The organism is Leptospira kmetyi serovar Malaysia str. Bejo-Iso9, assembly GCF_000243735.2.
In the GTDB taxonomy this organism is placed as follows: domain Bacteria; phylum Spirochaetota; class Leptospiria; order Leptospirales; family Leptospiraceae; genus Leptospira; species Leptospira kmetyi.
Window position 1 is genome coordinate 16,419 of the sequence record NZ_AHMP02000004.1, and the last position, 14,273, is coordinate 30,691.

The window sequence follows — 14,273 nt, forward strand, 5'->3', positions numbered from 1 at the left end:
AGAATGACCTTCCGTGGAAGAGTGGATTTGGACCGAAATTCCAAAAGGAACCTGTAGAAATGATCGATCGTTATTCCAATCCTGAAATTTCCAAAATCTGGGAATTAGAGAACAAATTCGAAATTTGGAAAGAAATAGAAATTCTCGCCTGCGAAATCCGAATGAAACGCGGAGAAGTTCCGGCCGAAGATTTTCAAGAGATCAAATCGAAAGCGAAGTTCAAGGTGGACGAGATTCTCGAAATCGAAAGTAAGGTTCATCACGACGTGATCGCGTTTTTGACGAACATGAATTCCTACATCGGACCCGCGGGAAGACACGTTCACTACGGACTCACGTCATCCGACATCGGAGACACCGCTCTCTGCGTTCAGATGGTTCAGGCGATGGATCTCATCCTGAAAAAAACGGACGCGCTCATCGCGGCGGTCCGCGAAAAAGCGATTCAATACAGGGACCTTCCCTGTATCGGAAGATCGCACGGAATCCACGCGGAACCGATGACGCTCGGACTCAAGTTCGCATTATTTTTTGAAGAATTAAACCGAAATAGAAAAAGAATGGCCGACGCTCGCGACGAGATCGCGGTCGGAAAACTTTCGGGCGCGGTCGGAACTTATTCCAACATCGATCCCGAAATCGAAGCGTATGTTTGCGAGAAGATGGGACTCAGAGTGGACCCGATCGCGACGCAGGTGGTTTCCAGAGATCGTCACGCGTTTTATCTTTCCGTTCTCGGCGTAACCGCTTCGTCTTTGGATAGAATGGCGACGGAGATTCGACTTCTGCAAAAGACGGAAGGAAGAGAAGTGGAGGAACCGTTCTCCGCAGGACAAAAAGGATCTTCCGCGATGCCTCATAAAAGAAATCCGGTGATCTGCGAAAGAATCTCCGGTCTTTCCAGAGTGATTCGCGCCAACGTAAACGTAGGATTACAAGACGTTGCGCTCTGGCACGAAAGGGACATTTCACATTCTTCCGCGGAAAGGGTGGTGCTTCCCGATTCCACCATCGGACTCGAATACATATTGGATAAGATGTTATTCGTGATTAAAAACATTCACGTATATCCGGACGCGATCGAAAGAACGTTAGGCGTAACACGTGGTCTGATCTTTTCTCAAAAGGTTCTTCTCGCTTTGATCGAAAAGGGAAAGATCGTAAGAGAGGACGCGTATCTGATCGTTCAGGAACACGCGATGGCCGTTTGGGCGAACCAATCCGAAACGCTCAAAACAAGACTGGAAAAAGACGCAAGGGTCAACAAGGTCCTCACACAAAAGGATCTGGACGAAATATTCAAGATAGAACCGTATCTCGAAAAAGTGGGATTGATTTACAAACGACTGGGCCTCGAATAGATGCGGATCGGAATTTTCGGTTTAGGTTATACCGGAATTCGGATTTCCGAAACGTTAAGATCCAAAGAAAACGTGGAACTGAACACGTTCTCTTCAAACACGACCGTTGCAGGAACGAGAATATTCGATTTTTCGAATGCAGATTCCTTAAAAAAGTTCGGGGAAGAATTTTCACAAAACTTCTTCGATCTTTGTATCGTAACGTTTCCGATTCAAAAACTTTCCGATCCGAATTCGTTTATCAATTTGGTGTTTTCTTCCTGTAAGAATCCCGTTCTGATCGGAACCACGAGCATTTATCAAAGGGTTCCCGATATCGTCGAAACGACTCCTCTTCAGGAAGACCACGACCGGTTTGCGGTCGAAAAAGAATGGCTCCAAAGAGGAGGTAAAATTCTCAGGGTATCCGGAATCTACGGACCGTTGAGAAACCCCGCGGATTGGGCGAGAAAGGGACTCGTAAAAAAAAGTTCGAGACAACTCAATCTGATTCACGGAGACGATATTGCGCGAACGATTTTCCTGTTAGTCGAAAAGATCGAAAGGGAAGGAATCGAGAGCGTTCCGAACGTTCTCAATCTTTCGGACAATCAATGGCATACTTGGAAAGAAATTTTTTCCTTTCTGGAAGAACACGGAAAAATTTCCAAAACGGAGATCGAAGAATCGCCGAAAGAGGATTGTTTTATCGACAGCGAACGGATTCGAAACCTGCTTCCTGATTTACAAACAAAAGACTTTTGGGCAGAGTTGGAAAATCTGGAAGGAATCAGTGATTAGCGAAATTACGAATATTCTCCATTTCTTTTCCATAGGCGGACTCGTTTCGCTTTTCATTTTTTTTCTGGCGCGTTATTGGTACGATATTCGGGGAAGAATCGCGGTATGTTTTATCGTGACCATTCTCGCGTATCTCATCTTAAACTTGGATGTGAACGTTCAAATTCCTTTTCTCGCGCGCAACATTCTGTTCCTGTGTCTGCTGGCTCTTCCGTTTTTTTATTGGCTGATCACCTTAGCGGCGTTCGACGATCATTTCGAAATCAAAACCTGGTTTTGGTTTCTACTGATCGGCAAGTTGATTATCTCAGCGGTCGTCACGTATCCAGAACTCGGGCAAATTTCGCTTCGCGGTCCCGTGGAATCCGAAAGAACTCTTTCCCGAATTTTATTACCTTCCATCTTTTCTCTCGGTTTCGTTTTGGCCGCGATCATACAAACGTATATCGGAAGAAAGGACGATCTCGTCGAATCCAGAAGAACTCTTAGACAAATCCACATTCTCATTTCGGGAACAGTGATTGCGCTTAACATTTTTTCGCATCTGTTCTTACGCGGAAAAGAATTGTCCGAAATACTCGATCTGATCAACGGACTTCTCGCTTGGGGATTGATCCTCGCGTTTCACTTTTTGATGTTCGAGTTGAAGGAAGGTCTAATCCAAAAACGGGAAGGTGCGGTCGAAGAGGAAAAAACTCCCCCGGTTGATCCGGTTCTTCAGAAAAAGCTAATAGACGCTTTTGAAAAAGAGAAGATGTATCGTTCGGAAGGACTTACGATCCGAAGTCTCGCCGAAGAACTTCAGGTTCACGAATACAAACTCAGAAGGTTGATCAACGGCAATCTGGGTTTTCGTAATTTTAACGATTTTTTAAACCGATATAGAATTCAGGAAGCCTGCGAAATCTTATTGGATTCGGAAAAGGACGAGATTCCCGTTATTCGAATCGCGATGGATCTGGGTTATCAATCCCTCGGTCCTTTCAACCGCGCCTTTAAGGAACTTACGTCCTTTACGCCGACCGAATATAGAAAAAACCGCGTGGAACCGAAAATAAACCTGAACGATTTTGAAAAGAGTAAGCTTAAATAGGGGTTTCAGTTCATAATCAAATCCTATAAAGGGGAGAATGGAAATGGAAGAATTGCTTTCTAAGGTCGGTTACTCCGGCTTCTTCGGAATCGTCTGGGGAACCCTGTTGATACGTTATCTGCTCTTTGCCGGAACCGCCTTCTTGGTCGTTTGGATTTTATTGGGTAAAAAACTTTCCCACAAATTGATCCAGGGTAAAAAACCGGAACGGGAAAAGATTCTTCACGAGGTTAAGTATTCCCTGATCACTTTTTTGATCTTCGCGCTTTCGGGCGTGTTCACCGCTTGGTCTCAGGTGAACGGATACAATCTGATCTACGACGACGTTTCCGATTACGGAATCGGTTATCTGATCTTCAGCGTCTTCGCTTTGATTCTTTTTCACGACACGTATTTTTATTGGACGCATCGTATGATGCATCATAAACTTCTGTTTAAAAGTTTCCATTTGGTTCATCACAAGTCGACCAACCCTTCCCCTTGGGCGGCGTTTTCGTTTCATCCTCTGGAGGCGATCGTGGAATCGGGAATCATTCCGTTGGCTTCGGTGATTCTTCCCTTACATCAGGGAGCGATGATCGTTTTCTTCGTTTATATGACTTCGCTTAACGTTTTGGGTCACCTTTCCTACGAACTTTTTCCCTCCTGGTTTTTAAGAAGCCGATTCACGAATTGGCATAACACGACCACACACCACAACATGCATCATAAGTATTTCAACTGCAACTATTCCCTCTATTTCAATTTTTGGGATAAGGTTATGGGAACCAATCACGAGAAATACAAAGAAACCTTCGAAGAGATCGCTTCGAGGTCTTCTGATTCGTCCGATTCTACATTAGAAAAAGTGAATTCGGAAGGAACGGTCGCGGCTTAATAAATTATTTCTGACCCGTAGGAGGAAAGGAAACGGTCGTCGTAAAACCTTCGGCGCTCGTGGATTCCTCCAGGGTTCCTTTCAGCTGATGCGTAAGTAATTGTACGAGTTCGGTTCCTAAGGAATCCTTTTTCGGTTGAGAATTCGGAGATTTTCCCGGACCGTTGTCGGTCACTTCGAGACGGGAATAGTTTCGATCGTCGAGTTTAAAACTTACGCTTAATTTTTTCAAACCTCGGATTTTCGGAAACGCATGTTTCATCGAATTCGTGATGAGTTCGTTGAGAATCAAACCCAAAGGAATCAGAATCGATTGGTTGAGAACGATCGAATCGCAGTGAACGTCGATCTGAAGTTCGGCCTCATCGTATCCGAAAAAACGCATCAGGTTCGAGATCAGCTTTCGGATGTAATCCGGAAGAAACGTCTGGCTCTCGACACTTTTTGAATATAACGTTTCGTGAATCATCGCCATCGAAGCGATTCGATTCTGACTGTCCTCCAAAACCTTCTTCGCGTTCGGATCCTGGGAATACTCGGATTGTAACCCGATCAGACTTGATAAAACCTGCATATAGTTTTTCACTCTGTGATGGATTTCCCGGAGTAGAAGTTCCTTTTCTTTAAGTGAATTGCTGATCAATTCTTCCGCTCGTTTCGGAAGAGAATAGTCGATGATAACCCCTTCCAAACCTTGCAACGTTCCGTCGGCGGCAAAAACTCCGATTCCTTGTTCGAAACACCACTGGATGCTTCCGTCTTTTTTGCGGATTCTATACGTGATTTGGTACGGAGTCTGGGATTCCACCGAAGACGAGACCCCCGTTGCCACCTCGTCGCGATCCTCTTCCACAATTATATCACCGAAATCTAATATTTTTTTTTCTATAAAATCCTCGGACGAATAACCGGTCAGTTGAAGACAACCTTCGCTGATGTATTCCATCGTCCAATGAGGAGGATCGTTTTTACAACGATAGACGATTCCGGAGATATTGCTGATGATCGTTGAGATCTGTCTTTCGCTTTCGCGGAGTTTTTCCTCGACCTGTTTGAACGACGTGATGTCCACGATCATCGCGAGCGCACCGTCGTAATTCCCCTGATCGTCGTAAAGCGGATTGGCGGAAGCGATCGCGTATTTTTGTTCGCCTTTTGCGTTTACGAAATTGTATTCCGAAATTTCGCTGATTCCTTTTTTTCTCGCCTCCAAACGATCGGCGACGGCCTTTCTACGTTCGGGTTCGACGATGTCCAAGATGTTTCGACCGACCATCTTATCGGGATCGATTCCGTATAATTCTCCGATTTTATGATTGGCAAAGGTCGTACTTCCTTCCCGATCCAAGATCCAAATTCCTTCCTGGGAAGTGTCTATGATTTTCTTATATAAGGAATCGAGTCTGTTCTCCGATTCTCTGGACCATTCGAAGTATATGATTAAAATTGAAATCGAACTCGTTAGACGAAACAGGCCTCCGAGTAAAAATCCGAAAACCGCAAGTTCGGGGACCGGTCTCAAAACGGGATAGTCGATGATATGAATTCCCCAAAGAATAAAGTTCCAACCTCCGATGAGGGTTCCCTTATAATGAGAGGAAGGAAGTTTGAGAAGAATCAAACCGGAATAAATATGCGCGGCGCCGACGATGATATAAATCGGAGTCGAAGCAAGATCGGAACCGGGGAAATAAATTTCTTCCAGGATCGTCCAAAAAATTCCGATCGGAAAGATCCAGTAGATCGTTTTAGGAAATTCTTTTTTGCTAAAAAGAAACGTTCCTAGGAGTAAAAAGAACGCGCGGGTCACGTCCGAAGAATGGATTAGGACGGAAATCCACGCGTTTTCCTCGATCGCCGCTCGGAATAAATTTCCGGAAAGAAAAACCAATTGGAAAAACCAGGAAAGAAACCAGAATAGAAGGAACTTATGTTTTTCCGTCCAGTAAAGAAACAAATAGACTAAGTTGAGTATGATGACCGTCGTTAATGCGAAAAGAATGGAAGGGATAATCCAAGACGGTTGCATGTTACTTGAGAACAAGGTCAGATTAACCCATCCTTCCGGTTTCCGGCAATCCATTTTCCGAGAGTAAGGATTTAATATTCAAAATCCTGCATTTAGTTTTAGCGTTTTAAACCGAATTGAAAGCGGAACCGCTCCCTCAAAGAAAGGATCTTATTTGTTAAGACGGTAATTTTACGATGGATTCGGCTTTCTTTTCGCGCAGGCTCGTTTCCATTCGCGCCGAAGAACGCGATTTCATAATCTCGAACACCTCTTGACACATTTGTTTCATTTTAAATCAATGAAAAGAGGATTCGAAAGAATCGTCCGTTCTTCCGTGTTTTGTTTCGGATTTCAGACTTTGATTGATTAGGAAAAATGTATGCTACTTAGAATTGTCTTTTTTTGTATTTTGATCCAGATCGGATCCGTTTCCTGTAAATCGAAGGAGGAAGACAAGTTGACCGGAGCCGAGTTCGCGGCCTTAGTCGGTCTTCTCGGAAGTTACGGACAAACCAATCAGGACGCGGATACGGCTTGGGGAATCGTCGCAGCTGCGGGAAAATTCAGAACCGATTTGATTCTTACCTATGGCGCGTCTCAAAACGTAACCGATACTTGCCCCGGCGGAGGACAGGTCACCGTCACGGGAAGTTTTACGAAACCTTCCGCGGACACGCTCGTAAATCTTCAGTATCAATTTCAAAGTTGTAAAATTTTATTGGATGCGAACGTTCCGAGTTTTGTTCGAAGCGGTCTTACGTTGACTTCGGATTATACGATTACGGGAACGATGACCGAGTCCGGTTCTTACAATTCCTCGACGACGAATCTGAATTACACGGCGACGAATCTTACCGTCGTAGGTTCTCAAACGAACACTGGTTACGTGTTGGGATCTCCCGCAACGATTTCAAATTCGAACTGCGAGATCACGATCCATAGGCCCGCAAAGGGTCTAAACGGAACGATCTGCACAAGAAGTTTTGCATATTAGAATAAAATAATATTCTTTCGTTACTGGATCGAATATTCCCGAAGACAATAGTTGCCGGAAGGATGTTTATATTCCTTTTTGAGAACCGTATTTTTCCCGACCGCCGCGGAACGGATCGCGAACTTCTCCATCATCTCCTTTTGAGCGCAGGTCGGAGCGATTACGAGAGCGGATGAGAATTCTTCCCAGGACTTCCACTTGTGTCTGGAATCGTTTCTGTATTTTCCTTTGGAGAACGTTTTCATTCTCATAAGAAGGTCGATTTCCGAAGCGATCAAACGGCCCTTCTTGTCGAAGTTAAAGTCCTCGTGAAATCCGTTGAATACGATGTATTTTCCTTCGGGGGAAATTTTCGCGGTTAAGTCTCTCGCGGGTTGAAACAGATCCGTTTGAAATCCTTTCAGACAAAAATACTGAACTTTTTCGAAACTATCGCGAAGAAGTCCGCCTTCCCGAACATACAAACTTCCGCTCCAAACGAACACGACCGTTCCGAGGGTGATCGCGGCGATCCGAACGTTTCTGGATTCGTCTTCGATAAAACGAAAGATCCAAAGCGCAAAGACCGTAAACAAAGCCGGTAAAGGGGGGAACACATGTCTTAACTGTTTATTGCCCGTCGTCGCGTCTATGATGATGTATTGCAAAAATAGAATGCAAGTGATCGCAGTTAACGGATCTCGAAGCGTTTCGGTGATCGAAGAAAGAAGATTTCCCTTGTTTTCTTTGATTCTGTTTTTAAAAAACCAAAGAATCAAAAACAGAACCCCGAAGAAAAAGATCCGAAAGACCCAAGGTTCTTGGAACACGTGACTGACCGGGCTTGTCGTCGTAGGCGAGGAGAATAAGGCGAACACGAAACTTTTTACGTATTCGTTTACGATCATCTGCGCGTTGATCAGGCTCATCACCCGGTCCGGATTCGCAAAGATCCACGCGAGAGAAGGAGCGATCGCATAAAGATAGATTGCTCGGATCGAGGAAGGTGCGATCTTTTTCCATTCTTCCCGTTTGGAATATAAGAAAAGATTAAAGTCGATGAACAATAAAACCGTGCAGTAATAGATGATGAGTTTGAATTGTCTCTGATCGAGATTTAGATTGGTTACGACCCGGAGCACGGGCAGAGACAACACGAGCAATACCACGAGAATTACGAAAATTCTCCGTAAACCCTTGTATCGAGCGGTCAGAGAAAACTTTAGAATTTCGGAATATTCTTTCGGCTTGGAAACGACCTCGTATACAAAGATCGCGATAAAAAGAAGAAGTCCGTACGGATATTTCGTAAAAAATAAACCGAACAGCGAAAGAAAGACGGACCATTCTATCTTTTCCTTGGGATCGAATTCGTTTCGGAATACGTCCGTTTCCGTTTGTCGATAGATCTTATAAAGAGTATAATAAGTCCATAATAGAAAAAACATTCCCTGCGTTTCAAGCATGGACGAAAGACTGTAGGAAGGAGCCTCGGTCGTATGCAGGGTCAACGCCAGAGTAAGAATCGAAGTCAGACCGGCCTTAAAGAACGAACCCGTAATTTGATAAACGACATAGAGAATCGTGGGAAAGCAGATAACGTAGAAAACCAGTCCCAAAAAAGAATCCTTCCAGGTGATCGGCATATCGCCCGGAGTCAAAAGAAGCAACAAGGACAAAAGCGAACGAAGAGGAGGCCAAGTGGGGGATTCTAAAAACGGAAAGAAGGCCCTCCAGAGTTTGAAGTCCCGGAAGTCCTGAAACTGATCGAGAACCACGTTGAGACGGATGTTTTCATCCCAGGTCAAAAGGTCCTTGAGACTGCAGGTCCGAATGAAAATCTCCCAGTTGCGAAATCCCATATAAAACGCAAGTCCCAAGGAAACGAAACAGAGCAGAAGACCCGGAATCAGAAGTTTGTCTTTTTTCATATCTATCTCCAGAGGGAAATCGGGCGTTTAGGATTTTTTCTTTGCGGTCGTCGATTTTTGTTTTTTCGAAACGGAGGAATAAACGTCCTCGATCACGTAAAGCGGTCTGCTTTTGGATTCGTCGTTCACTCGGCTCAGATATTCTCCGATCATCCCGAGCGCGAGCAGTTGTGTTCCGCCTAATATGAGCACTACGATCATCATAGAACTCCAGCCGGTGATCGTTTCGGAAGTGAAAATTCTCAGGTAAATGACGAATAACGCGTAGATCGCGCCGCCGAACGCGGTGAAAAATCCGAGATACGAGGAAAGTTTCAGCGGAGCCGAGGAGAAGGAAGTGATTCCGTCTAACGCGAATTTGAGCATCTTTCCTACCGAGAATTTGGTCACGCCTTCGAAACGTTCTTCTCTTTCGTATTCGAGCCCGGTTTGTTTAAAACCGATCCAGGATATCAAACCTCGGATATAACGGTGTTGTTCCCGCATGGAACAAAGAACGTTCGTAACTCTTCGGCTCATGATTCTAAAATCTCCCGTGTCGATCGGAATGTCGAAGCGGGTGATCTTCTTTAGAATTCTGTAAAATACGTGAGCGGTCAAAAGTTTGAACCAGGATTCTCCCGGTCTTTTTTTCCGTTTCGCGTAAACGACGTCGTATCCTTCGAGTAGTTTCGCGTAAAGATCGCTTACGAATTCGGGAGGATCTTGAAGATCTCCGTCCATCACGACGACCGCGTCTCCGAGAGCCGTGTCGATTCCCGCGGTGATCGCGGTCTGATGTCCGTAATTTCTGGAAAGATTGACGAGTTTATATCCGTTCGTCTGAGAACAGAATTTTTTGAGCACCGAAAAACTTTCGTCTCTCGATCCGTCGTTCACGAAAAGAATTTCTAAGTCGTCTTTTTTAAAGGAATGTTCGGAGCTTAAGAGATCTTGCAAAATGCCGAGTCTTCTCGTAAGTTCGGGAATGGTTTTTTCTTCGTTGTAGATGGGGATGACTACGGAAAGGAGAGGAGGTCTTTCGGCCATAAGATGTACCCGTAAGGATCGTAGAAGACGGCTTTTTGTCCAGAATTATTCCCCCGATTCATGCAAGCTATCGTTTGCTACACTTGCGGACTTATCAGTTTTAACGGATAGGTTTTTGCCCTGATTTTTAGTGCTCCGCGAAAAATTCTCTTTACAAATTGCCAGGAAATTAAATTATACTTGCATCCAATATCCAAGTCAGGGTTATGAAAATCAAAGTCACCACTAAAAACGACGTCCACATCATCAAGATTGAAGGGCCGATAAAAGCGGGAAATGAGTTCGAGTTAGGTCAAAAAATCGAAGAGTACATTTCCAAAGGTGACGTTCCGAAATTTATCATCGATTTGAAAAAAGTTCCCTTTATCAACTCCGCCGGACTCGGTATGTTCCTCAATATCTACAAACATATCGACGGCTTAAAAGGAAGAATGGTCTTTACCAACTTGAATTCCGATATAGAGAACTTAATGGAGATTACAAAACTCGCCAGCATCTTCGAAATCTACAAGACGTTGGAAGAGGCACTTGAATCTTTCGAATACTGATTCGTTCAGAAGTCGTGGAAACTTTCAAACGTCATTTCCAAAAACATAGACGACTCTACTTTTCTCTACTTAGTCTATTAATTATTTACAAACTCGCATTCAACCGGTTTACGGGCCAACTCGTAGTATCCAAGATTCTGCAAGGTTCCATACAAGGAACCGCGAGTTTTACGGTAACGAAATTCTCGCTTCTCTACGGAATCACTCTCGAAAATCTTCTTCTCAAATCGGACTCGAGCTTCGAAGAACGACCGGTTCTTTCCGTAAAGGAGTTGGATCTTTCCTACAATCTCCCTTGGATCTTTTTCGGAAGAGCCAAACTTTCCAGAATCGCGGTCGTGGGTTTGCAGATCGGTCTCAGACAAAAAAAGGGAGAATGGAACCTCGCAAAACTTTTCGCTTCCTCCAAAGAAGAACCGAAACGGGAAGAAGCTCCTTCCTCGCCGCTGGAAGAGATTTCGACTTACGTGCCCGTAAGCGCTTATCTCGGACTCGAACTCAAAGACATCTTCGTTCACGTCGTATCGGACTCGGGCGCGTCCTCTTACAAAGCGGGGATCGACGGTTTTAATCTCGCTTTGGAATTGGATACGGTACGATTTCGAAAAATTCCGTTGAACGTGCGGATTCTTCAGCTAATCGACGTTATACGCTTTCGGATGAATCCCGAAAAAACGGTGCGGATTTATTTCGAAGACGATTCCAAATCCTTGGACCAACCGTTTCGACTCGGTCTCGAGTTGTCCCGAGACGATTCCGTTCCCGGCGGTTTGTTGATCTCGAAAGCGGATATCGGTTCGGATTCGGTTCCGATTCGTGTTCGCAATCAGCTTTTGGCTCCGTTCGGATTCGGACTCAAATATCAACTCGGTTATCTGGAAAAAGAGGACAAACTCAAACTCGAAAGTCTCGAACTCAAGGTCAACCAGGACGTTTGGTTGTCGGGTGCGGGAGAAATTTCGGGAGTTTCCTCCAAGGAAAGAAACGTTCAGTTTTCGATCCGGAATTCATCCATTCGTTTAAAACCTTTATCCGATTTTTTGTCCACGATCCCCGGAATTCCGAAGATGGTTTTGGACGGAGAATTGCGTTTGGCTCCGATCACCGTTTCGGGTAAGGACACGCGTTTAAAGTTGAGCGCGGATATTTCCGCAAAGGATCTTTTGATTTCCACCGGCGGAAAAAATCATAGGATTCCCGAGTTAAAACTCGTGGCGGATTCCATTCTTCATCCGCTTACGGAAGAATCGCCTAACGCGAGTAAGCCGATTCCGCTTCTGGAGAATCTGGAACTCAAGGAATTTTTAGTAACCTACAACGGAATACAGTTGGCCGCGACGGGAAGTATTCGTCACGGAACGGAACTCGACCTGGATCTTGCGGTTCAGAACTTAAATCTTACCGATTACGTAAAAACACTGAACGGAATTTTGGGTCTTCAGATGAAGATCGGAGGAACATTCCGTTCTTTGAATGTGAACGGTTCGGTCCAGCTCGCGGGTTTTCGTTTTCCGATGGGAAGAGGAAAGTCTTCTCCGATTCCGGCCAACTTGGATTTGAAATCTCAGATTCAATTCGGAAAACCGTTCGTTCCCGATCTGATCCGCTTGGATTCTCTTTCTCTCGTTACGAAAGGTGTGGAAGGAAAGGAATCTCTTTCGATCGCTTCGAACGGAACGATGTATCTTACGAAAGGGTTTCGGATGAATCTTCCTTCTCTCGTTTTAAAAACGGAGTTGGATCGTTTGACTCCTACCTTACCACTTTCTCTTCGAGAAAGTCTGGTTCCGGTCCGCAATAATCTCGGAAACAAAATCACTCTTACGGGCGGGGTAGATTATTCGATCGTGGACGGGGCGCAATCGATTTTAGGGAAACTTCTTTTTGACTTACCCGGAATTCAGGTTCGAGATTTAAAAGCGGATCTCGACGTAAAGATCGCAAAGGATTCTTCCATCAGTTTGCCTCGGTTCGATCTTTCCGCGTTCGAATCCAAGTTTAGAATGGATGTAAGCGGTAATCTAAGAAATGCTTCCAAGGGAGAAGAGGGAGTTTTCGGCGATTTGATTCCCGATCTGAAAGGAAGTATCGTTTTAAAATCCGATAAAACGACTTATCTTTTTAAGGGAATCAGCTTCGAGGGGCTTTTTGCGATTCAGTTCCGTTTAAAAAATTCGATCGCGAACGGAAGTCTCGTTTCCAAAAATTCAAACTTCGGTTATGCGAACGCGTTTTGTCCCGGCGAGGATTGTAAACTCTATCAGATCGAAGGATTGAACGCTGAGTTTCCCTTCGTTCACGATCTTTCCGTGAAAACGACTCAGAATCTGATCGACGGAAACAAGGAAAAGTTTATCAAAACCTACGGAAGAATTCCGGTTCCGAATCTGACGATCAAACAAATCGTCGGAACACATCCTTCCATCAGCGGAATTCCCTTCGACTACGTAAAACCCAGAAACGGTCAGCCCGGTTTGTCCGCGAGAATCGACTATTCGGAGAATTTTCTTAAATTAGAATATTTGAAAGTGTTCACGTTAGACGGTCTTGTCAACGGAAAGGATATTCTCGTGAACGTCGGCGAGGGAAAACCGGAAAAGATGGAATTCAGCGCGGTCGTTCAGATCAAGGACATCGATCTAAAACAACTTCTTCCCCCGAAAAGCAGATCCAAGATAGACGACGGTAAGATCAAGGCCGATCTGAACGTCTCGGGAAGAAATCTCGCCGATCCGATTCCGAACATCAATCTTTTCTTCAGCGTTTTTCAGATCGGTCAGGATTTCGCGAAAAGCGCGGTAAACATATTTACTCCTTCGAACATTTTTACGGATTTTATCTACAACAGTTACGCGGTGGACAAGATCGAAGTGGAACTTTCCAAGGGGCTCGTCTACGCGGTCATCCAGTTCAAACGCTCCATTTTAAATACGATCATCAATTTGGAAAACAGCCAGATCTCCCAGCAGAGAATGCCTCTCGCCAATTTCTTGAAGCGGGCAAGATCCGAAATCGACACGTATCAGTGAGGACAAGCCGACTATGAAACGTAAAACTCTAAATCAGAACATTCTAATATTCTTATTTTTAATTCCGTTTTTCCTTGTTGCCGTATCGGGCTGTATCATCAAATCGCCTCTGATTACGTTCACTCAGACCCAAACCTCCTCCGAAAAACAGATGATCGGAGAGGATCGGATTCTGGAAAAAGACGGTTGGCTTATCTCTTCAATCAAAACTTCCTCCGCGGGTTCCGAGGTTTGGAAAAAGGATTTTTCCGGCGATAACTACGCGGGAGGAGATAAGAATATTCTAATATCCTTAAGGGCTCTTGCTTATCTCGCGCCCGAAATCAAAACCTGGAAAGAGGAAGGTTTTTTAGCGGAGGGTCTCGACGGAAAACTCAGGATCAATCCCGCAACTTCCGAAGCGGGGATTAAAAACGAACTTTCCAAAAAAGAGATCAAAGCGCGGATCGATTCTCTTGTGGCTCTTGCCAACGAACACAGAAGTAAGGTGATCGCTTTCCGATCGAATCCGGATTCCAAAGCGCCTAACAAGGAAAATGCGGAACATCTTAAGAACCATCTCGAACAAACCTGGTATCGCCTTGTGGAAAAGGGCGAATACTACGAAAAATCTCCCGGCAAATGGATTCGCAAGGAGTAGG

The 14,273-nt window shown here is 44.8% G+C and carries 11 protein-coding genes; 8 read left to right on the forward strand and 3 right to left on the reverse strand.

Features of this window, described 5'->3' with window-relative positions; translation table 11 throughout:
• Window positions 1-59: 59 nt before the first annotated feature.
• From purB to LEP1GSC052_RS20305, 4 genes are read left to right on the forward strand one after another with little or no spacing between them, the layout of a single operon-like run.
• Window positions 60-1,361 carry an adenylosuccinate lyase gene (gene purB / locus LEP1GSC052_RS20290; RefSeq protein WP_010574189.1) on the forward strand — a complete coding sequence of 434 codons (1,302 nt, stop codon included), beginning with the start codon at window positions 60-62 and terminating at the stop codon, window positions 1,359-1,361.
• Window positions 1,362-2,141: a Rossmann-fold NAD(P)-binding domain-containing protein gene (locus LEP1GSC052_RS20295; RefSeq protein WP_010574190.1), complete on the forward strand. Its 780-nt coding sequence runs from the start codon at window positions 1,362-1,364 to the stop codon at window positions 2,139-2,141.
• Window positions 2,134-3,234: a helix-turn-helix transcriptional regulator gene (locus LEP1GSC052_RS20300; protein WP_010574191.1), complete on the forward strand. Its 1,101-nt coding sequence runs from the start codon at window positions 2,134-2,136 to the stop codon at window positions 3,232-3,234. Before LEP1GSC052_RS20295 ends, LEP1GSC052_RS20300 begins: the two co-directional genes overlap by 8 nt.
• A 43-nt stretch (window positions 3,235-3,277) precedes the next feature.
• Complete coding sequence (locus tag LEP1GSC052_RS20305; RefSeq protein WP_010574192.1) at window positions 3,278-4,111, forward strand: sterol desaturase family protein; 834 nt, start codon at window positions 3,278-3,280, stop codon at window positions 4,109-4,111.
• A 4-nt stretch (window positions 4,112-4,115) separates the two neighbouring features.
• On the opposite strand, the gene LEP1GSC052_RS20310 is transcribed toward LEP1GSC052_RS20305, so the two are convergent.
• Window positions 4,116-6,155: a sensor histidine kinase gene (locus LEP1GSC052_RS20310; RefSeq protein ID WP_167593889.1), complete on the reverse strand. Its 2,040-nt coding sequence runs from the start codon at window positions 6,153-6,155 to the stop codon at window positions 4,116-4,118.
• Window positions 6,156-6,501: 346 nt separating this feature from the next.
• Here LEP1GSC052_RS20310 and LEP1GSC052_RS20315 point away from each other — a divergent pair, with 346 nt between their 5' ends.
• Window positions 6,502-7,116 (forward strand): hypothetical protein, encoded by a 615-nt coding sequence (locus LEP1GSC052_RS20315; RefSeq protein ID WP_010574195.1) that lies wholly within the window; start codon window positions 6,502-6,504, stop codon window positions 7,114-7,116.
• Window positions 7,117-7,136: 20 nt separating this feature from the next.
• Here LEP1GSC052_RS20315 and LEP1GSC052_RS20320 read toward each other — a convergent pair whose 3' ends face one another.
• Window positions 7,137-9,026: a hypothetical protein gene (locus LEP1GSC052_RS20320; protein WP_010574196.1), complete on the reverse strand. Its 1,890-nt coding sequence runs from the start codon at window positions 9,024-9,026 to the stop codon at window positions 7,137-7,139.
• 27 nt (window positions 9,027-9,053) lie between these two features.
• Window positions 9,054-10,055, reverse strand: a complete 1,002-nt coding sequence (locus LEP1GSC052_RS20325; RefSeq protein WP_010574197.1) for a glycosyltransferase family 2 protein — start codon at window positions 10,053-10,055, stop codon at window positions 9,054-9,056.
• Between the two features lie 206 nt (window positions 10,056-10,261).
• Between LEP1GSC052_RS20325 and LEP1GSC052_RS20330 the strand changes: the two genes are divergently transcribed.
• From LEP1GSC052_RS20330 to LEP1GSC052_RS20340, 3 genes are read left to right on the forward strand one after another with little or no spacing between them, the layout of a single operon-like run.
• The gene (locus LEP1GSC052_RS20330; RefSeq protein WP_000695903.1) at window positions 10,262-10,603 is read left to right on the forward strand and encodes an STAS domain-containing protein; all 342 of its coding nucleotides are present in this window, start codon (window positions 10,262-10,264) and stop codon (window positions 10,601-10,603) included.
• A 14-nt stretch (window positions 10,604-10,617) separates the two neighbouring features.
• The gene (locus LEP1GSC052_RS20335; protein ID WP_010574198.1) at window positions 10,618-13,632 is read left to right on the forward strand and encodes an LIC_11026 family protein; all 3,015 of its coding nucleotides are present in this window, start codon (window positions 10,618-10,620) and stop codon (window positions 13,630-13,632) included.
• A 13-nt stretch (window positions 13,633-13,645) separates the two neighbouring features.
• A complete protein-coding gene (locus tag LEP1GSC052_RS20340; protein ID WP_010574199.1) occupies window positions 13,646-14,272 on the forward strand; it encodes a DUF1318 domain-containing protein in 627 nt (208 codons plus the stop codon).
• Window position 14,273: the final 1 nt, after the last annotated feature.

Excerpts from the sequence above, each read along its gene's own strand:
- LEP1GSC052_RS20340 (WP_010574199.1), top strand. The coding sequence starts at position 13,646 with ATGAAACGTAAAACTCTAAATCAGAACATTCTAATATTCTTATTTTTA.
- LEP1GSC052_RS20320 (WP_010574196.1), bottom strand. The coding sequence starts at position 9,026 with ATGAAAAAAGACAAACTTCTGATTCCGGGTCTTCTGCTCTGTTTCGTT.
- LEP1GSC052_RS20330 (WP_000695903.1), top strand. The coding sequence starts at position 10,262 with ATGAAAATCAAAGTCACCACTAAAAACGACGTCCACATCATCAAGATT.
- LEP1GSC052_RS20315 (WP_010574195.1), top strand. The coding sequence starts at position 6,502 with ATGCTACTTAGAATTGTCTTTTTTTGTATTTTGATCCAGATCGGATCC.
- LEP1GSC052_RS20295 (WP_010574190.1), top strand. The coding sequence starts at position 1,362 with ATGCGGATCGGAATTTTCGGTTTAGGTTATACCGGAATTCGGATTTCC.
- LEP1GSC052_RS20325 (WP_010574197.1), bottom strand. The coding sequence starts at position 10,055 with ATGGCCGAAAGACCTCCTCTCCTTTCCGTAGTCATCCCCATCTACAAC.
- LEP1GSC052_RS20305 (WP_010574192.1), top strand. The coding sequence starts at position 3,278 with ATGGAAGAATTGCTTTCTAAGGTCGGTTACTCCGGCTTCTTCGGAATC.
- purB (WP_010574189.1), top strand. The coding sequence starts at position 60 with ATGATCGATCGTTATTCCAATCCTGAAATTTCCAAAATCTGGGAATTA.